Source organism: Streptomyces sp. NPDC097617 (genome assembly GCF_044761485.1).
GTDB lineage: Bacteria > Actinomycetota > Actinomycetes > Streptomycetales > Streptomycetaceae > Streptomyces.
In genome coordinates, this window is the sequence record NZ_JBIWCL010000004.1 from 256,869 (window position 1) to 276,408 (window position 19,540).

Annotated in this window: 12 protein-coding genes and 1 pseudogene; 4 read left to right on the top strand and 9 right to left on the bottom strand. The window is 71.7% G+C overall.

All coding sequences use genetic code 11. From position 1 onward, the window contains the following. Window positions 1–51: 51 nt before the first annotated feature. Both ACIQZO_RS10015 and ACIQZO_RS10020 read right to left on the bottom strand, forming a co-directional pair. Window positions 52–2,127 carry a prolyl oligopeptidase family protein gene (locus tag ACIQZO_RS10015; RefSeq protein WP_403622842.1) on the bottom strand — a complete coding sequence of 692 codons (2,076 nt, stop codon included), beginning with the start codon at window positions 2,125–2,127 and terminating at the stop codon, window positions 52–54. 48 nt (window positions 2,128–2,175) lie between these two features. Continuing rightward, the gene (locus ACIQZO_RS10020) at window positions 2,176–3,258 is read right to left on the bottom strand and encodes an AI-2E family transporter (protein ID WP_403622845.1); all 1,083 of its coding nucleotides are present in this window, start codon (window positions 3,256–3,258) and stop codon (window positions 2,176–2,178) included. 132 nt (window positions 3,259–3,390) lie between these two features. Here ACIQZO_RS10020 and ACIQZO_RS10025 point away from each other — a divergent pair, with 132 nt between their 5' ends. Beyond that, the gene (locus ACIQZO_RS10025) at window positions 3,391–4,683 is read left to right on the top strand and encodes an MFS transporter (protein WP_403622848.1); all 1,293 of its coding nucleotides are present in this window, start codon (window positions 3,391–3,393) and stop codon (window positions 4,681–4,683) included. Window positions 4,684–4,725: 42 nt separating this feature from the next. On the opposite strand, the gene ACIQZO_RS10030 is transcribed toward ACIQZO_RS10025, so the two are convergent. The 3 genes from ACIQZO_RS10030 to ACIQZO_RS10040 form a co-directional block, all read right to left on the bottom strand. Further along, window positions 4,726–6,066, bottom strand: coding sequence for a DUF2252 domain-containing protein (locus ACIQZO_RS10030; RefSeq protein ID WP_403622851.1), 1,341 nt, complete (start codon window positions 6,064–6,066; stop codon window positions 4,726–4,728). Between the two features lie 111 nt (window positions 6,067–6,177). Further along, on the bottom strand, window positions 6,178–6,351 hold the full coding sequence (locus ACIQZO_RS10035) for a hypothetical protein (RefSeq protein ID WP_403622854.1): 174 nt from the start codon (window positions 6,349–6,351) through the stop codon (window positions 6,178–6,180). Between the two features lie 479 nt (window positions 6,352–6,830). Next, window positions 6,831–7,790, bottom strand: a complete 960-nt coding sequence (locus ACIQZO_RS10040; RefSeq protein ID WP_403622856.1) for an aldo/keto reductase family oxidoreductase — start codon at window positions 7,788–7,790, stop codon at window positions 6,831–6,833. 144 nt (window positions 7,791–7,934) lie between these two features. On the opposite strand from ACIQZO_RS10040, the gene ACIQZO_RS10045 reads away from it, so the two are divergent. Continuing rightward, window positions 7,935–8,876, top strand: coding sequence for an endonuclease/exonuclease/phosphatase family protein (locus ACIQZO_RS10045; RefSeq protein WP_403622859.1), 942 nt, complete (start codon window positions 7,935–7,937; stop codon window positions 8,874–8,876). On the opposite strand, the gene ACIQZO_RS10050 is transcribed toward ACIQZO_RS10045, so the two are convergent. From ACIQZO_RS10050 to ACIQZO_RS10060, 3 genes are all read right to left on the bottom strand, one after another. Beyond that, window positions 8,860–10,404 (bottom strand): hypothetical protein, encoded by a 1,545-nt coding sequence (locus tag ACIQZO_RS10050; protein WP_403622862.1) that lies wholly within the window; start codon window positions 10,402–10,404, stop codon window positions 8,860–8,862. The two genes, ACIQZO_RS10045 and ACIQZO_RS10050, sit on opposite strands and share 17 nt — an antisense overlap. Next, window positions 10,397–14,149: a CDP-glycerol glycerophosphotransferase family protein gene (locus ACIQZO_RS10055; protein WP_403623375.1), complete on the bottom strand. Its 3,753-nt coding sequence runs from the start codon at window positions 14,147–14,149 to the stop codon at window positions 10,397–10,399. The genes ACIQZO_RS10050 and ACIQZO_RS10055 overlap by 8 nt, the downstream gene beginning before the upstream one ends. A gap of 356 nt (window positions 14,150–14,505) precedes the next feature. After that, window positions 14,506–15,669 carry a hypothetical protein gene (locus tag ACIQZO_RS10060; protein ID WP_403622866.1) on the bottom strand — a complete coding sequence of 388 codons (1,164 nt, stop codon included), beginning with the start codon at window positions 15,667–15,669 and terminating at the stop codon, window positions 14,506–14,508. Window positions 15,670–15,972: 303 nt separating this feature from the next. On the opposite strand from ACIQZO_RS10060, the gene ACIQZO_RS10065 reads away from it, so the two are divergent. Both ACIQZO_RS10065 and ACIQZO_RS10070 read left to right on the top strand, forming a co-directional pair. Continuing rightward, window positions 15,973–17,196 carry a sensor histidine kinase gene (locus tag ACIQZO_RS10065; RefSeq protein WP_403622869.1) on the top strand — a complete coding sequence of 408 codons (1,224 nt, stop codon included), beginning with the start codon at window positions 15,973–15,975 and terminating at the stop codon, window positions 17,194–17,196. Next, a pseudogene (locus ACIQZO_RS10070) lies at window positions 17,193–17,792 on the top strand (response regulator); the annotation flags it as partial. The gene ACIQZO_RS10065 and the pseudogene ACIQZO_RS10070, both read left to right, overlap by 4 nt. Window positions 17,793–18,868: 1,076 nt before the next feature. On the opposite strand, the gene ACIQZO_RS10075 reads toward ACIQZO_RS10070, so the two are convergent. Continuing rightward, complete coding sequence (locus ACIQZO_RS10075) at window positions 18,869–19,234, bottom strand: hypothetical protein (RefSeq protein ID WP_403622872.1); 366 nt, start codon at window positions 19,232–19,234, stop codon at window positions 18,869–18,871. Window positions 19,235–19,540: the final 306 nt, after the last annotated feature.

The window sequence follows — 19,540 nt, forward strand, 5'->3', positions numbered from 1 at the left end:
CGCAAATCCCCCGTACGGATGCCTGCCGTTCACCTGCGACCCGGTACCCGATCACTTCTGCGGGGTCAGCCGCTCCCACAGGAAGGTGTGCACCAGCGCCTCGTTGAAAGCGGTCTGCCGGTGGTCGGTGGCGCCCGCGTGGCCGCCCCCGAGGTGCTCGTGGAAGAGGACCGGATGGCCGTACTCGCGCAGCCGGGCGGCCATCTTGCGGGCATGACCGGGGTGCACCCGGTCGTCGCGGGTCGAGGTCAGCAGGAGCAGCGGCGGGTACGCGGGCCCGTCCGCCCGGACCTGGTGGTACGGGGAGATCCGCGCCAGGTGCGGCCGGTCGGCCGGGCTGTCGGGATCCCCGTACTCGGCGATCCAGCTGGCCCCGGCCAGCAGCCGGTGGAAGCGCAGCATGTCCAGCAGCGGCACGTGCGCGACGACCGCCCCGAACAGCTCCGGCTCGCGGGTGAGCACGGCGCCCATCAACAGCCCGCCGTTGCTGCCGCCCTCGATGCCCAGCTGGGCGGGGGTGGTGATGTCCCGGGCGGTGAGGTCCCGGGCGACCGCGGCGAAGTCCTCGTAGGCCCGGACCCGGTTCGCACCGAGGGCAGCCTTGTGCCAGCCGGGACCGTACTCGTGACCGCCCCGGATGCCCGCGACCACGTACGTGCCGCCGCGCGCGAGCCAGGCGCGTCCGGTGACCGCGCTGTACTGCGGGACCATGGAGATCTCGAAGCCGCCGTACCCGTAGAGCAGCGTGGGGCCGGGGCCCGGGCGGTCCTCGGGTCCGACGACGAAATACGGCACCCTCGTGCCGTCCGCCGAGGTCGCGAAGTACTGCCGCACGGCGAGCCCGGCGGTGTCGAAGAGCGCCGGGCTCTGCTTGACGGTCTCGGTCTCCGTCTCGGACTCGGTCCCGCTCTCCGTCCCGCCGGAACCCGCGCCACCGGCCGTCCCCCGGTAGAGGGTGGCGGGCTGGAGGAAGCCGGAGACCTGGTGGAAGTACTCGTCGCTCACGTCCGGGTCCGTGCCGGTGACCGAGGCGGTGGACAGCGGCGGCAGACCCGGTAGCGGGGCGCGACTCCAGCCGCCGGGGCCCGGACCCTCGCCCGGGGTGAGCAGCTCCATCCGGGACGAAACGTCGGCACGGGTGCTGAGGATGAGGTGGTTGCGGGTCCAGCTGTACCCGGCGAGCGCGGTGCGCTCGTCCGGGGTGAACAGCACCTCGGCCTCGCGCTCCCCCGCCCGGAAGGCGTCGAAGTCGAAGGCGAGCAGGCTGCCCGCAGGGTGGCCGAGCCACGGGGACTTGGTGGTGACGGTCAGCCACCGGCGGTGGACGGAGGCGCCCGCGTCGTCCGGGACCTCGATCTTCAGCGGCGGGGCGGCGCCGTCCTCCTGGAGCAGGAAGAGCTCCTGGTTCCAGAAGTCGATCTGCCGGTGGACGAAGTCTCGCTCGAAGCCGGGGGTGTCGTCGTGCCATGCGAAGGCGGACAGGTCCGTCGGCCGGCCCTCGTAGACCTGCTCCGCGTCCGCGAGGGGCGTTCCGCGACGCCACCGGCGCGCCTGGAGCGGATATCCGGAGGGGGACATCGAGCCCGGGCCGAAGTCCGTCCCGATCCAGACGCGGTCGCGGTCGATCCATCCGATCCGGGTCTTGGCCTCGGGGACCGTGAACCCGTCCTCGACGAATTGCAGGGTCTCCAGGTCGAACTCGCGTACCACGCAGGCGTCCGCGCCGTCCCGCGACAGCAGGACGAGGGCGCGGCGGTGCTCGGGGGCAAGGACCCGGCTCCCCGCCCACGCCCACTTCTCGTCCTCGGCCTCGGCGAGCGCGTCCAGGTCCAGGACCACCTCCCAGACCGGCCGGTCCGTCCGGTACTCCTCCAGCGTGGTCCGCCGCCACAGTCCGCGTACGTGGTCGGCGTCCTGCCAGAAGTTGTAGAGGTGGCGGCCGCGACGGACGGCGTAGGGGATCCGGCCGTCGTCGTCCAGTACCTCGCGCATCTCCTGCTCGAGCACCTTGAACCCGGGGGAGCCGGTCAGTGCGTCCACGGTCTCGGCATTGCGCTCCCGCACCCAGGCGAGGGCCTCGTCGCCGGTCACGTCTTCCAGCCACAGGTAGGGGTCTTCTTCGCTCATCAGGCGATTGTGCAGGACGCGGACGGCCGGTGTCCGGCGTCCACCCGCTCAGTCGCCGTCGGTGCTCAGGTCGTCGGCCGGCGGGCCGGCGGCCGCGTGGCGGGCGTCGCGCAGCGCCGTGTGCACCGACCAGGTGACCGAGACCAGCGGAACCGCGACCACCGCGCCGACCACTCCCGCGGCGATGGCCCCCGCGACGACCGAGATCGCCACCACCAGCGGGTGCAGCCGGACCGCCCGGCTCATCACCAGCGGATGCAGCAGATGGCCCTCGATCTGACCGATGATCACGATGAGCGCGACGACCAGGCCCGCGATGAGCGGCCCCTTCGCGGCCAGGGCGACCACCGCGGCGACCGCCAGCGCGACCGGCGATCCGATGAGCGGGATGAAGGCGGCGAAGAACTCCAGCAGCGCGAGCGGCACGGCCAGCGGGACGCCGAGGAAGTAGAGCGCCACCCCGACCAGGACCGCGTTCGTCGCCGCGACCAGGACGATCCCGCGCGTGTAGCCCGTGAAGGTGCGCCAGGCCGCGCCGCCGGCGATACCCACGCGGGCGCGCACCGACGGGGGCAACTGGGCGCAGAACCAGGACCACTGCCGGTCGCCGCCGTGCAGGAAGAGGAACGAGCAGAAGGCCCCGAGGGCCAGCACGGTCAGGACGTGCACCAGGCGTCCGGCTCCGCTGACCGCCTGGCTGAGCAGGGTGGAGCGGTGGCTCGACAGGTACGCGCCGAGGCGGGACTGGAGGTCGGAGAGCGCGTGCGGGTTCAGCCGGAACGGCGGCCGCTCCAGGTACCGCTCGATGCTGGTGAGTCCCTCGCGGAACTCCCGGGCCAAGGTGGTGCTCTCCCCGGCCACCGCCGTGCCGACCAGGGTCAGTACGCCCAGCAGGATCATCGCGCTGCCGAGGAGGACGACGGCGACGGCGACCGAGCGGGGCAGGGCGCGCGCGAGGCGGCGGGTGGGCCACCACAGCAGGGCGGTGACGACGAGGCCGAGGAAGACGGCGACGGCGATCTCGTGGAACCGGCCGAGCAGGGAGAAGACGGCGTAGACGGCGGCGCCGACCACCAGCAGGCGCCAGGCGTACGACGCTGCCGTACGCAGGAACGATGACACCGGCGGCATGAGACATGAGTGCCACGGCGGGCCGGCGATGCCACGCGCCGGGCTCCGGATTCGCCCGTCCGTGATCGATGCGGGGCCGATGCGCAGGAAATCCGTTGCTTCGGCCGGGGTGGCCACGGACGATGGCATCTCGTGAGCACCTCCCGTTGGACCGCCGTACTGCCCGATTTCGCCCCGTTCCGTTCCGGCCGTGACTTCAGGCTGCTGTTCTACCAGGGCACGGTGACGTACTTCGGCTCGTTCATGGCGATGATCGCGCTGCCGCTGCAGATCAAGCACCTGACCGACTCGCCGCTGGCGGTCGGCGCGATGGGTGCGGTGGAGCTCGTTCCGCTGGTGGTCTTCGGGCTGTACGGGGGCGCCCTCGCCGATGCGGTCGACCGGCGGCGGATGATCCTGCTGACCGAGGCCGGGCTCGGGGTGCTCGCCCTGGCGCTCCTGGTGAACGCGCTGCTGCCGGATCCGCTGCTGTGGCCGCTGTACGTGGTCGCGGCGGGGGTCTCGGCGCTGGCCGGGCTCCAACGGCCGACCCTGGACTCGCTGATGGCGCGGATCGTGCCGCACGACCAGCTGACGGCCGCCGCAGCCCTGAACGGGCTGCGCTACCAGTTCGGTGCGATCGCCGGTCCGGCACTGGCCGGTGTGGTCGTCGCGTTCGCCGGTCACGCCGCGGCCTACTCCATCACGGTCCTCGGGTTCCTCGCCTCGGTGCTGCTGTGCCTGCGGCTCAGTCCGGCGCCGCCGGTGAAGGGGGCCGAGCGCCCGTCGCTGCGCGGGATCGCCGAGGGCGCGCGCTACGCGTGGAGCCGGCCCGTGCTGCTGGGGACGTACGCCGTGGACCTGGCGGCGATGTTCTTCGCCTTCCCGAACGCCATCTACCCCTTCCTCGCGGACGAGCTCGACGCGGTCTGGGCGCTGGGTCTGATGTACGCGGCCGGGGCGGTGGGCTCGCTGGTGCTCGGCATGACCAGCGGCTGGATGTCCGGGATGCGCCGGCACGGGCTGCTGGTGGTGTTCGGGGCCTCGGTCTGGGGCCTGGCGATCGCGGGGGCCGGCGCGTTGGCGAACATCTGGCTCGTGCTGCTGTGCCTCGCGGTGGCGGGCGCGGGCGACATGGTGAGCGGGCTGGGCCGGGCGACGATCTGGAACCAGACGATCCCCGAGGAGCTGCGCGGCCGGCTCGCGGGCATCGAGGTGCTCTCGTACAGCGTGGGACCGCAGCTCGGTCAGGTCCGGGCGGGCACGATGGCCGGCTGGACCGGCACCCGTCCGGCGTTCTGGAGCGGCGGTATGGCCTGCATGGCGTCGGTGGCGGTGCTGGCCGCGCTGCTGCCGAAGCTGATCTCCTACGATGCCGACACCGACGAGGACGCGCTGCGGCGCCGGGCCGCCCGGGAGCCGGAGCCGAGCGGCGCGCCGGCCTGAGGCCGGGTGGGTCCGGGTGGGTCCGGGTGGGTCCAGGTGGGTTTAGACGCCACCGGTGGCGGTGAGCCGCCCGTCGGCGATCGCGGCGGTCAGCAGGGCGTGATCGGCGCGGGTCCGGTCCGCGTAACGGAGCGCGAAGCCCGCGACGGCGCGGTCGAAGGTGTCGGCCCCGCCGAGGTATCCCGCGATGCCGATGCGGTCGCCCGAGCGGGCATGGGCGCGGGCGAGGGCCCTGCCGCACAACGCGGCGTACCTGCTGAGCACGCCCGGGGTCATGCTGGCGATATCGGCCGACCCCTTCATGTCGCGCAGCTGGCGGCCGTAGAAGTGACGCCCGGCGGGTCCGCTCATCCAGCCGAGGAAGATATCGCCGGCGGCCTGCATGAGCCGCTGGCCGGCGACCACCCGGTGCCCCTGGTGATCGTGCCCGTCGGGCGGCAGGTGGGCCTGCAGGACGGACGGCACGGCTTCCTTGATCTGCAGGAAGAGCGGGTCGTCGGCGTCACGGCCGAGGAGCAGCACGACGAAGCAGCGGGTCCCGACGCTCCCCACGCCGACCACCTTGCGGGCCGCGTCGGCGAACCGGAAGCGGTCGAGGAGGAGGCGGCGCTCCTCGGGGAGGGTGCTGCGGTACTTCCCGAAGATCTCGTGGACCTGCCGTGAGTCCGCCCGGGCGAGCGGCTCCAGCAGCGGCGGATCGTGGATGATGCGCCGGCGCCCGTCGCGGACCTCGGTGAGCTTGCCGAGCGCGCGCAGGCTGGTACGGCGGCGGGCGCGGGCCAGGTTCGCCTCCACCCGATCGCGCAGTTCGGGCCTGCGGATGAGCGGCAGTAGGTCGGCGGTGTCGGTGCGGTGGTACCAGACGTCCAACTCGGGGAGTGCGGCGAGCTCCCGGATCGTGCTCCGGTAGGCGCGGGCCGCCGCCAGGGCCGCTCTCGCGGCGCGGTCGTCGCCGTGCCCGTTGTCGCGGGCGGCCACCGCGACGCTCGCGGCGAGCCGCTTGACGTCCCACTCGAAGGGGCCGGGGAAGGTCTCGTCGAAGTCGTTGAGGTCGAAGAGCAGGGAGCGCTCGGGCGAGGCGAACATGCCGAAGTTCATGAGGTGCGCGTCGCCGCACAGCTGGACGGTCAGGCCGGTCTGGGGCTGGGCCGCCAGGTCGGCGGCCATGATCGCGGCCGCTCCGCGCAGGAAGGCGAGCGGCGACGCCGCCATCCGGCCGTAGCGGATGGGCAGCAGTTCGGGGACCCGGTCGGTGGCCTGTCGCCGCAGCACCCCTATGGGGTCGGGACGGTCGGGCGAGGCGGTCCACCGCCCGTGCGCGGCACGACGGGTGATCTTGCGCACGGCCCGTCCGCGCCGGTCCCTCTCAGCTGGGCTGGTCATGCGCTGCTCCTCGTTCGCCGGTCCCCCTCATCCTGGCTGTACGGAACCTGTCGCGCATGTCGCCGTCCCCGGTGCGGACCGGGTCCTTCCCCGAACCGGATCGGGTCCGGCTCAGCTCTCGTTCTCGGCGAGGATCCGGTCGGCCGCGTAGTGCGGGCAGTTGAGGACGTGCCACGTCACCGACAGTGACCCCGCCCCGGTCCGCAGGGTCCGGACCGCCCCGTCGGCGGCGGTGGCCTTGCAGAACGGGCACACGACAGTCTCCGGGCGCAGTAGATCGAACATGCCGTGTCCTTCCCGCAGCTTTCTCACACCGGACCAGTCCAGAACTATCAAATCCGGCGCCATTCGGCCGCAGTACCCACAAGTACGGATGCGGATTGGGACCTTCGTCCGGGCGGGAAGGACGGTGGGACGGGAAGCCGGAGGAGTACGCGAGCGACGGCCGCGCCCCCGAGGACCCTTGCGGTGGCCCGGAGTCCGGCCCCGGACCGGGAACGGGCGGCCGGGCCGGCCGTCACCCCCGTGAGGCGTGTGACGTCGTACGGGTTGCGCGGGACCGGGCCGGTGACACGGACGCCGGACGGTTTCGCCCCCTCGCTCCGGCGCGGTGGCATCGCACCCAGGGGCGTCCGGACCGAGGGCCGCGCGGGTCCTCGGTCCGCATTGCGCCCGGCGCCGCCGCCGGCTCAGTTCGCGCAGTCCGTGTCCCGGGCCGGTCGGGCGCCGGTGGGGATACCCCCCTGCCACCGCACCCTGTGGGATCAGGGCAGCGGCACACCGCGGGCCGTGATCCAGAGCTCGTACCACTCCTCGTGCGTGAGCTCGGGCTCCCGCAGCGCCGCGTCGCGGCAGGCGCGAATCCGCTCGGGGCGGGCACTGCCGATGACCGGCGCGATGGCGGCGGGGTGCCGCATCAGCCACCACAGCAGGACCGACTCGGGAGTCGTGTCCTTGCGCCGGGCCAGCTCGGTGAGCAGCGCCGCGGTGGCCCGCTCGGCGGGGGTCTGCTCACGGCCGGTGAACCGGCCCTGGGCCAGTGCGCCCCAGGCCTGGAGGCGGATGCCGTGGTCGCGGCAGTGCTCCAGGGTCCCGAACGGGAACCCGTTGCCCGCGGATTGCGGTGTGTTGAGCAGCACCCCGGCCTCGACCCAGTCCCGGCTGTGCAGGCTCATCTCCAGCTGGTTCGCCGCCAGCGGTACGTCGAGACGGGCCTGGAGGTGGGCGATCTGCGCGGTGCCCATGTTGGACACGCCGAAGCCCCGTACGAGGCCCTGGCGGTGCAGGGAGGTCAGCGCCGCGGCGATCGAGTCGACGTCCGCGAGCGGATCGGGGCGGTGCAGCAGGAGGACGTCGATCGCATCGGTGCGCAGCCGGGTCAGGCTCTCCTCGACGCGCCGGACGATGCTCTCCCCGCGCAGGTCGTAGATCCCCGGCCGGTCCTTGTCCCCCAGCCGGATACCGCACTTGGTCTGGAGGGTGATGCGCTCGCGCAGCCCGGGCGTGCGCGCGAGCACCTCGCCGAAGACGGCCTCGGCCTTTCCGTGGCGGTAGATGTCGGCGTGGTCGAAGGCGGTGATCCCGATGTCGAGGGCCGCGACGACGGCCGCCTCGGCGGCGTCGATATCGGCGGGTCCGTACGGGTCGGTGTCCCAGTTCCCGCCCAGACCCATGCACCCGTACAGCACCCGGTCACCACTCCTGCTCGTACTCGCGTTCGTCACCGCGCCAGCCTAGGGGGTGCCCGGATCGGGCTCCGCCGTACCGGGCCCGTGACCGGCCCGTCCATGACCGGCCCGTCCATGACCGGCCCCTCTGTGACCGGGCCCGATGCACGATCCGGAGGGCACATACTCAATGATGTCCGGATGCAGAGACACAAGGAGACCGAGCGGTGGTCGTTCCGCCGCCGCTTCCGCCGCACCGCGACGATCCTGAGCCTGATGACCTCGGTGGCGTGCACGTCGGCGCAGACACCGGCCGCGGTCACGGGCCTGGGCGCCGGGACGGCCGAGGAGGTCTCCGTGGCGACCTGGAACATGTGCGGGGTGCGGCAGTGGAGCTGCGAGAAAACGGGGAGCCCGAAGGAGAAGTTCCAGCAGCTGCGCGAGCTGATCGACGCTTCCGACGTCCACGTCCTGCTGCTCCAGGAGGTGTGCTCGCAGGACCTGGTCTCCTCCGCCCGCAGCCTCGGCCCCCAGTGGCAGTCCGCCTTCGAACCGTATGCGGAGGTGGACGCGGCGGGGCGCAGGGCTCCCGTCGACTGCACCGGGGAGGGGCGCGGGCAGGCGGGCTACGGCCTGCTGGCCGGCTCCGCGCTCACCGACGTGGAGCTGATCCCGACCGAGCAGCCGACCGTGGGACTGCACCGCGGGATCCTGTGCGCCCGGGTACCGTCCCAGCGGCTGCGCGTGTGCAACGCGCACCTCTCGCTGCGCGAGAGCGATGCGGACCATCCGGAGTGGGACTTCCGCGACGACCAGTTGAGCTCGCTGGTCGCTGCCGCGTCGACGGATGCCGGTACGGTCTTCGGCGGCGACTTCAACTCCCCGCCGCCGGTGGGCGAGCGCAACACCTCCGCGTGGATCTGGCCGTCGGAGACATACACCACGTACCGCGAGTGCGACCAGAAGGGCAGCTCCCGCTCGGGGCGCGGCACCCTCAAGGACGGCACGAAGATCGACTACCTGTTCACCCAGCTCCCCCGCACCGCGTGCAAGGTGGTGGACACCAAGGCGTCCGACCACCGGGCGCTGGTGATGCGGGTGACCCGCCCGGAGGACCCGGCGGGGGTCAGTACCGCGCGTTGAAGTAGGCCTCCTGGCCGGGGACGGCGTAGGTGTTGACGACGGTGAAGGCAGCCGTGGTCCAGGCGGCCGCGTTGCCCAGGGCGTCCACCGCGACGGCCTCGACGTAGTGCGCCCCCTCGGGCCAGGCCCAGCCCGCGTCCCAGCTCCAGCTGCCGTCGGCCATCACCGGGGCCGCGCCCAGGCCGGTACCGCCCTTGTGGAACTCCACGCGCACCGCACCGGGCGCATAGCCCATGAAGCCGACGGCGGGCCCCGGTACCTGCTGCTGCGCGGAGGGAGCCGTCACCGTCAGCACCACCGGCTGGGCCGACACGGGCTCCCGGGCCGACGCGGAAGTCGGTGTCCGGGTCGGTGTCGGTGTCGCTGCCGTCCTCGGCGCCTGGTCGGGCGCGCTGCTCGACTCCAGGGCTGTGAAGATCACTTCGGTGCGCTTGGAGTGGTAGTTGTGCGCATCCGCCGCGAACAGCCTGACCACGTGGCGTCCCCGGGCCCACGGCTTCTCCCGCTGCCAGGTCCAGCTGCCGTCGGCGGCAACGGGTGCGGCGCCCTGGTACTTGCCGTCCTCCCACACGCTGACCCGTACCGCGCCCATCGGAGCGGTCCCTGCGAAGCGGATGGCGTTGCGGGGCATCTGCGCGTTCGCCGGCGGCGCCGCGACCACGGGCCGGGGGAAGGAATCGCCCTTCACCTGCGAGGTGTCGGCGAGGTAGGAGTCGATCGCGGAGGTGTTGCGCTCCGGCTGCTCGTGCCCGTTGCGGACCATGCCGATCCGGGGCGCGATGCCGTCGATGAGCAGGTTGAGCAGGCCCATGACGGTTGGGAGGTTCCGCAGCGGCACCGTCCCGTGCGGGGCGATCGAGGGCGACTCGTTGTAGACGAAGTTGAAGTTCTCGTACCCCTGGAAGAGTCCGAGGAGGGGTTCCACCTGGCGCGCGTAGTGCTCGTACCTGGGTGAGGACACGAGGTAGACGTTGGCCGGTCGGCGTACGCCGGCGCGCACCACGTCCGGGAGGACCGAGTCGAGCGTACGGATGTGGGGCTCGGCCCTCTCCCCCGGTGCCACCCGGGCCCCGCCCGGCATCTCCTGCCCCGCGTACGTGCCGGTCAGGAAGCGGGGCATGCTGGCGACGATGTTCCTGAACCCGTACTTCAGCCCGAAGTACAGAGCCGCGCCGGCCCCCTTGGAGCTGCCGAACAGGGTGCAGTCGTCCGGGGTGAGGGACAGCGCGTTCAGGACGCGCGAGATGAGCCCGGCGACGGACTGGTCGAGCGCCCGGTCCATCCCGTTGCACAGGTAGTGGCTGTTCTCCCCGTCGAACAGGTCCCGGACCCACAGGACGTTGGCCCGGAGGTCGTGCAGGGGTCCGTTCGACCCGCCGTACTCACCGGGCACGGCGTGGTTGGCGAAGACCACGACCAGATGGCGGTTGCCGTTCTTGGCGTGCGAGAAACGGTACTCGATGGGCACCGGCCCGGAGGATTCCACACCCGTGAAGACGCGGCGCGTTTTCTGGGCTGCCTCAGACATGCTCGGAATCCATTCTTCTCACCGGCTGGCCCGGCACCCGGCCGAGGGTCTGTGCGTGAAAGGGGACGGACTGGCTCATGATGTGGCCGCTGTCGGCCCTGCCGACCGCCGGAGCCTGGGCCCGCGCGGGGTCGAGGTCCCCTCCCGCGATCAGGATGCGGTCGGTCAGCCTGGCCGAGGCGTAGCCGTCGTCGAGGTCGCAGAACTCCTGCTGGAACCAGCGGTAGCGGGCGGCGTAGCCCTGCTGGATGCGGTCGATGTTGCGGATCGCCCCGATCAGCTCCGGGGAGCTGTACACGAGCGGGCCGGGGGCGGACTGCTCGAAGTCGAAGTAGAAGCCGCGCAGCGTGTCCCGGTAGTGGTCCAGGTCGTAGGTGAAGAAGAGGATCGGCCGCCCGGTGTTGACGAAGTCGAACATCAGGGAGGAGTAGTCCGTGATCATCACGTCCGCGATGAGCGAGAGGTCCGCCATGTCCGGGTAGTCGGACACGTCGAAGACGAAGCCGTCGCCGGCGCCCGGTACGGGGTCCACCACGTTGGGGTGGCGCCGTACGAGCAGGACGTGGTCGTGGCCGAGGCGCGCCTTCGCGTCGTCGAGGTCGATACGGAAGTCGAGCTTGTACTTTCCGGGTGCGTAGAACTGGTCGTCGCGCCAGGTCGGGGCGTACATGATGGCGCGCTTGCCCGGCGGCAGGCCGATGCGGCGGCGCACTTGCGCCGCCCGCTGCCCGGAGTCCGCGCGGCGCAGGATGTCGTTGCGCGGATATCCGCTCTCGACCATCTCGCCGGGGAACTGGAAGGCCCGCTTGAGGATCGGGGTGCTGAAGCTGTTCGGGGACACCAGCATGTCCCAGTTCTGCACCTCCTTCTCCACGCGTTCCAGGTACCGCTTGTCCGCGAAGTGCACGGCTTCGATGTCGTGCCCGATGCGCTTGAGCGGGGTGCCGTGCCAGGTCTGCACGACGACCTGCCCGTCCCGCTTCTCGAACCAGTCCGGCAGGTGGTTGTTGGCCACGATGTACTTCGAGCGGGCCATCGCCTCGTACCAGTCGGGGGACCACATGCGTACGGCTCGTGCGGTGGGCGGTACATCGACCTGGTCGTCGCGCACCACCCACAGGTGCTCGACGTCCAGGCCCCTGCGGACCATCTCCTCGTGCAGCGCGCGCGGGCTGTCGGAGTACTGGGTCCCCTTGAAGGCGTCGAAGAGCACGGCCCGGTTCACGGGCCGGCGGCGCGCCTCGGGGTAGGCCTTGGTGCGCATCAGCTTCTGCCGGTACGGACCGCGGGCCTCGTCCGGCATGGCCGAGTGGACCAGCAGCGAGAGGCGGTCGTAGGCCTCCGCCTGGAGTTCGTAGCGCCGCTCGTCGCTCGTCATCTCGCTGGGGAAGGTCGGGATGAGCTCCTGCGTCATCTTGATCATGAGGTCGTTGGACCGGTTCTCCGGGGTGACCGCGGAGGGGTCCTGGCGGCGCAGGAAGAAGTCCCAGCGGCCGGCGGCCAGCGGGATGTCCCCGGCGAGGGTGCGCATGCCCGCGGGAGAGACGACGAAGCGGAACTCGCGGCCGTGCCAGGAGATCGGCACGACGCGCTCGGCGCCGTGGGCCCGGGAGCGTACGACGATGTGCGCGGCGGCGTACTCGGTGGCGCTCAGCCGGTCCTCCGCCGCATAGCTGACGGTGACCTCCAGGGATCCGTCCTGGAGCCAGCGCGTCGACGTGGCCATCGGGAGGGTGTCCCGCTCGAACAGGACCACGTAGCCGGAACCGTTGCGGTGGACGAAGACCTCGCGGTCGGCGCTGTCGGTCTGCAGGACGGCCGGGAGCCGGTAGTGGCCGTCCTCGGCCTCCTCCGCCATGACCGGGTAGATGGCCGCCTTGCGACCCTCGACGTGCAGGGTGGTCTTCCAGCCGTTGCTGCCGGTGTTCCAGGTCTGCGGAACGCCGCCGTCGGCCGCTCCGCGGTGCCCGGGGACCAGGGCCTTGAGCGGGATCCTGGTCACGAAGGTGCACCAGCCCTCGCCGCCGTACTTGAAGTGGACCCACGCGTCGTGCCGGCCGGCGCCGCCCATGCTGGCGACCCGGAACCTGCCCCACTCGGGGATCTTCTCGCCCAGGTAGACGCCGCCGAGTTCGAGGTGGTCGCCGACGACCCGGTGCCGGGTGATGCGGCAACGGACCCGCTCCACGCGGAGCTTGAGCTTGCCCTGCATGAACAGCGGCACCACGCGGGTGTTCTTCTCCACGTAGCGGTAGGGCGGATTGGCCGCGCTGCCGGCGCCGCCCCGGGCTATGCCCTTGTAGCGGAACAGCCCGCGGCTCAGCACACCGGCCGCCACGTCCCACGTACCCTCGACCCACTCGCCCTTGTGCTTGAGGCGGGAGGTGTCGAAGCTGACCTGGAAGCCGGACCAGTCGTAGCAATAGCGGTTCTGCTGGGAGTGCTCGGTGGCCTGCGGGTAGTACGTCGTCTTGGCCTTGGCCACCACCACCCGGCTCTGCTTCTTGTTGCGCAGCGCGATCGCCTTCATCGACATGTGCCGCTTGTGCACGTTGATGAAGCGGACGTACGCGGACCCCTCCAGGGTCAGGTGGTCGGAGTCGTCCCACTGGGCCCGGATCAGTGAGCCGTGCAGCGAGAGTTCCTTGTCGAGCCGGTAGGCGCTCTTGTCGAGGCCGATCGAACGGTCGCCGAGGTAGGGGTAGTTGAGATAGCGGTGGAAGCGGCGCTGGACGGGCAGGGGCCCGCCCTTGCGCTCGAACTCGACGACGTCGAGCAGCTCCTTCAGGCGCCCCTCGCGGACCAGCAGCCATTTGACCCGGGCATCGGCGGGAAGGTCCTGGATGATGTCCGCGTCGGCCTCGTCCAGGAACTCGTTCGCCCAGTGCATGAAGGCGTCCTGGTACTCCTCGTCGGCATCCGGCAGCACCTTCAGGTGCAGCATCAGGTCCGACTTCAGGCAGGCCAGGTCGTACTTGCGCTTGTGGTCCGAGTAGGACCGCGCACGGTGTCCGGCGAGGAAGCGGCTGACCGACTGGACGGCAGAGACACGGTCCTGGAGGTTGCTGAACTCGGTGTGCCGCTGGGTGATGGAGGGGGCCGCGCCGCCCTCGCGCCGGCGCCAGAAGTAGACGATGTCCGTGAGGATGTCGACCTTGGCGGCGCGGAAGTGGGCGAACATGTTGACCCAGGAGTCCTCGTACATCACCCCCTCGGGGAACGCGATGTAGTGGTAGTCCCAGAAGGAGCGCCGGAACAGTTTGTTCCACACCGTGCGGTCGTAAATGAGGTCGGGCAGCTTGGTGATGTGGGTGCCGCGCTTGTCCTTCTGCATGGGCGCCTTGTGCAGGGGGGACTGCCACCGCTTGGTGGAGTTCATCATCTGCACGTTGCCCGATACGAAGTCGGAACCGGAACCCTCGAGGGTCTGGACCAGCAGCTCGTACGCGTACTCGGGTATGACGTCGTCGCCGTCGACGAACGCGAGGAACTCGGCCTGCGGATGGGCGGCGCGAATGCCGACATTGCGGGCATGGCCCGGCCCCATCGACTGCTGCCGCAGGAGCTTGAATCTGGGGTCGCGGTGGGCGAAGTCCGCGGCGATCGCGGTCGAGGAGTCGGTCGAGCCGTCATCGACCATGATCACTTCAAGGTCGGAGAACGTCTGCCTGGCTATCGATTCCAGACATTCCTGGAGGTAGATCTCAACATCCTGGAAGGGCACGACAACACTCAGGCGGGGCATACCTGCCACTCAGAAAGCTCCTCGATAGACACATTTGTCACGGCGCATCGGGAGTTGTCGCGGCACGCCGCCAGACCCGCCCCTGAATCTGGTCACCCACCGCTCCCCGAACACTCGACCCGCCCCACAGTCGTTCGCCGCACACTTATACGACCTTGACAGCGTGTGCGCAGCGTAGGGCAATCACTTAATGGCGAGCAAGTATTCACGAACGCGCCACGCACCCGATGCTTCACGTTCGCGAATGGATGACGACTCGCCGAGCATGTCGGCAGGTCAACTCCCCGCCGGTCCAGGGTGACGCGCGCAAGAGCGTCCCTTCACTCGCCAGAAGGCCCGCCTCCGCGTGAGGTGAGTCACCCCACACGACACCAGGGCCCGAACGCCAGGCCCGGGTCCGTCAGATCCTGCCGGGCGATCAGCAGGCCGCCGTCCATGTCGACCATCGCGATCGTGACCGAGCCGCGAGCGTCGAGCGAGATGGCCGGCAGCCCCGCGCACCGGTCCCCCACGGGCGCCCACCACGTCCCGTACTGCTCACCCTCTGTCGGGTACGCGGCGATTTCCGGGCAGCCGTCGGAGCCCCGCTGCAACAGGACGGTGCAGTCGTAACCATTGATGCGGGTGCGGGTGACGGCCACCGGACCCGCCCCGCCCGCGCCTCCCAGCGGCATGAGCGCGGGCACCGTGCCGGCGGGAGCCTGCGGGCGGTAGGCGACGACACCGCCGTCCGCGGGGTGGCGCCAGAAGTAGGTGCCGGTGCCGGGGCCCGTCTCGTAGGAGCTGTACGTTCCCTCGACGGCATCGGCCTCGATGCGCCCGAGCCACCTGAAGCCGCTCCCCGGCGCGTCCTGACCCCAGTACGAGGCGCCACCCTTGAAGGGGGCCAGGAATTCGGCCCGCCCCCGGGCGGTCACCAGGGGAACGACGGCGCCGCGCACCCATTTGCCCTGATAGTCGCCCCAACTTCCCCATACGCCGTCGGCACCCCGGGTCCGGCCGCGCACTCCCACGCCGAACCGGGTGGCGAGGATGTGGAGCGAACCGGTGCCGTCGGGGATCACCGTCGGGTCCCCGGACGGCGGCAGGGGCTCCGCGCCCTCCTGCGTGCGCTCCGGGAACGGGTCGCCCACCGCCCGCCAGTCGCCGAGGGGGCGACCGGTCTGGTACTGGGTGGCGATGATCGGCTCGCGGCCGCCCGACGCGCCGCCCCGGTGGCGGGTGGCGGCGAACCAGACGAACCCGTTGGAGTCCTGGGTCAGCGTGAACCGGCCCGTCCAGCCCTCCACGGGGAACAGCTCGGGGCCCTGCCAGAGGTCGGAGCCGGGCGCGGACTCGGTCCAGCGCACGAGGCCCTCGGCGCAGCTCGCGTAGGCGGTCAGCCGGCCGTCCCGCCCCAGGCGGAGCCAATTGCGGGCCGCGCTCCCGCCGTCGGCCGCCGCGGCTATCCCGGAGCCCAGGACCGCGGGTGCGACGGAGGTGGCACCTCGGTCCACTTCCGCACGTCCGCGTCGCGCCATGACCTGCCCACTCCTGCCCCAACTCGTCCCTTTTGCCCGGCCTTACCGAGCGGGCCGTGGGACAATTTACGGCAGTGCGGCGGTCGGTCGGCGCCGGGGGCGGATCTCCGTGCGCCCTCCGGTTCCGTGCAACCTAGCCTGATCGGTCCGCCTCCACCACCAAGTGCCGCCGGGGCGCTGTCCCTGGTCGGGCCCCTCGTCCGCCGGGCCGAAAAGTCGGGTACGGGTACTACGTGGGGAGTACGCCTGAAACGCTACGCCGGGGTGACGCGGGTGACGGGGGACGCGGTCTAGCGTGGCCGTATGGATGAGCTGCGCGAGCGCCCGGGTCCCCCGTGGCGGCGATGGGTGGAGCGGACCGGGCGGGGCCCGGCCTGGCGCTCGGCGCTGCTCGTCGCCGTCTTCGCTCAGGTCGGCGCCGGATGGGCCGCGCACGCGCAGAGCGGCCGGATGCCGCTGGACGGCTTCGCCCGGCTCCTGCTGCTGCTCGGACCCGCCCTGCTGGTGGTGCGGCACCGATATCCGGTGGCCGTGGTGTACGGGGTCAGCGTCGTCACCCTGGTCTATGTGGGTGCCGGGTATCCGTACGGCCCGGTGTTCCTCAGCCTGGCTCTGGCCTGCTTCGCCGCCGTCGTCGCCGGGCACCGGCGGGCCGCCTGGGGCGCCGTCGGCCTGCTCTGGGCCGGGCACCTGCTCATCGGGCACTGGCTGTACCGGTGGCTCCCGCCCGCCGGGGGCGGCCCCACGCCCTGGGCGCAGGAGCTGGGCATCGCCGCCTGGGTGCTCGCGGTGCTCGCCGTCGCCGAGCTGGTCCGCGTACGACGGGAGCAGTGGGCCCGCGAGCGGGCCGAACGGGCGGCGGCCGCCAGGCGCCGGGTGGACGAGGAGCGGCTGCGGATCGCACGTGAACTGCACGACGTCCTCGCCCACAGCATCTCGGTGATCAATGTCCAGGCCGGAGTCGGGCTGGCCCTGCTCGACTCCGATCCCGAGCAGGCCCGCACGGCGCTCGCCACCATCAAGGCGGCGAGCAAGGAGGCACTGGGCGAGGTCCGGCAGGTACTGGACACACTGCGCTCCCCCGGCGAGGCGCCGCGCTCCCCCGCGCCCGGCCTCGACCGCCTCTCCGAGCTCGTGGAACAGGCGGCGGCGGCCGGACTGACCGTGGAGGTCTCGGCGGAGGGCGAGGCCGGGGCGCTGGCTCCCGGCGTGGATCTCGCCGCCTTCCGCATCCTCCAGGAGGCGCTGACCAATGTGGTGCGCCACTCGGGCTCGCGCACCGCCCGGATCCGCCTCGGCCGGCGCCCGCACGCCCTGGAGCTTCAGGTGGACGACGACGGTCCGGCCACGGGCGACGCGTCGGGCGGCAGCGGCAACGGCCTCGTCGGAATGCGCGAGCGGGCAGCCGCCCTCGGCGGCTCCGTCGAAGCGGGCCCGAGACCGGACGGCGGCTTCCGGGTGGTCGCCCGGCTCCCACTGAGGACCGACGGCCTCGACGGCCGCGGCGGCATCGAGGAGGGCCTGTGATCCGCGTACTGCTCGCCGACGACCAACTGCTCGTCCGGGCCGGGTTCCGGGCCCTGCTCGACGCCCAACCCGACATCAAGGTGGTGGGCGAGGCCGACAACGGCGACGAGGCGGTACGGCTGGTGCGGGACCTGCGCCCCGACGTCGTCCTCATGGACATCCGGATGCCGGTGCTGGACGGGCTGGCCGCGACCCGTCGGATCGGCGAGGAGGAGGCCCTGGCCGGCGTACGGGGCGTCATGCTCACCACCTTCGAACTCGACGAGTACGTCTTCGAGGCGATCCGGTCGGGTGCCTCCGGCTTCCTGGTCAAGGACACCGAGCCGGAGGAACTGCTGCGCGCGGTGCGGGCGGTGGTCGCGGGCGACGCCCTGCTGTCCCCGGGCGTCACCCGCCGTCTGATCGCCGAGTTCGCGGCCCGCTCGAAACAGCCCTCGGCGGCAGTCGGACTGGGCCGGCTCACCGACCGGGAACGGGAGGTGATGGCGCTGGTGGGCATGGGCCTGTCGAACGAGGAGATCGCCCACCGCCTGGTCGTCAGCCCCCTCACCGCGAAGACACACGTCAGCCGCACCATGGTCGAACTCGGCGTCCAGCTCCACCACCTCCGGCCAGCTGTGCGCGCCGTCGTGGAGAGAGGACACCTGGGCGCCCCGCAGGTCCACCGTGCCGGACGGTGGCCGGGCGAGGGTGAAGTCGAAGTCGACGGCCTGCATCAGCAGGGCGACCAGGGCCGGGCCGCCCCGGCCGTCGTCGGGCCCGTTCAGCACGGCCTCTGCGAAGGTCAGGTTTCCCGAGATCCGGGCACCCCGCAGCCGTACGGTTCCGTTCGCGGTGAACCCGTCGGAGAAGTCGAGCGTCGCGGCGACGGCGTTGTCCAGAGCCAGCACCACCCCGCGCCCGCCGGGGCGTTCCAGCCGGGCACCCCGCATGTGCAGCCCGCCCGGTAGTTGTGCCCCCATGAGACGGACCTCGCCGTGGGCGACGAATCCGTCCAGGCAGTAGACGCCGCCCTCCGCGACCAGTCCGCCGGCCGACACGGCCCATCCCCCGGGAGCGTTGACCTCGGCGCTGCTGAGGTTCACGGCGCCGGTCACATGGGCATTGATGAGCGACAGGGCGGTGATCCTGCGGTGGAAGGACGAGGCAGGGCCTCTCTCCAGACGGGAGCGCTGCAGGGAGAGCCGCCCCTCGACACGGACCAGGCCGGCTTCCAGGCCCGGTACGCGGCAGCCCACGATCCCGACCGACCGGGTCGATGCTCCGGAGATGTCAACGGCCTCCTCGAACCAGCAGTCCTCGAACCGGACGGTGTGTGCGATCTGGGCGGCGGACAGGTTGAGGTGCCCGGATATCCGCGCCCCGGAGAGCCGCAGGCTTGCGACGGCGCCGCGCTGCACGGTGTTCGCGCCCAGGAGGAGCGCCACGACCACGGCGGCCCGCACCGTCCGCCCGGGGCCCCACTGCCCGCCCTCGGCGACACCCGCCTCCTCGGGCGCGCCCGTAGTCAGATCCACGCGGCGCCCCTCGGGGAACGCGTCCCACAGCTCACGCTCCGGTGAGGTCAACTCGTCGTATGAGAGCACTCGTACAGAGTAGTGATCTTCCTCAGGGGCCGACCCGCCCGAGGACCGACGCGGCCCGGCGAGGGCAGTCTCGACGGCCTCTCCGGTCATCGCGACGCTGACGGCGCCGTCCCGCTCCGGACGGCGCCGCTCAGCGGTGAAGTCCATGCGGGATCGTGGCTCGATCTCTCTGCCAGGTGGGCCAGTAGGTGCTCCGCCGCGTTCAGCGCGGTGTCCTGCGGGGCTCCCACCGCCACCAGGGCGCCGCCGAGCCGTACCGGCGCCGCATCCGGCACGTCCAGGTCGTTGAGCAGGGGGAGGAGGAGCAGGAGGCGGGCGGCGGGATCGGCCATGGCGTCGGCCGCGGGGGCGGGGTTCTCGGCGATGCGGATCAGTTCGAGCCATGTCAGTCCGGCCGCCGGAGTGAAGAGGTGGTCGATGCCGTAGTCGCCGGGCAGGTTGCGGTAGATCACGACGGCGCCGGGACCATCGGCCTCGGGCAGCCGGAAGGCCGGCCACTGGTCGGGGTCGAAGAGTGCCTCGGACAGGGCATCCGCGTCAGCGCCGTCGTCGCCGAACCACTCAGGAACCGGCCGCTCACCGCAGACGTTCTCGCCGCAGGGGGTTCTCGCCGCACCTGCATCAGGTGGTTCGACCAGAAGCCCCGGCGGGCGGTCATGGGCTCCCGGCCAGCAGGGGGCCGCCCGCGTATCCCTTGATCAGCATCTGGTCAGTCCGGCACCGGGTCCGCTCCCGCACTACTCCCGCCGCAGTACGCG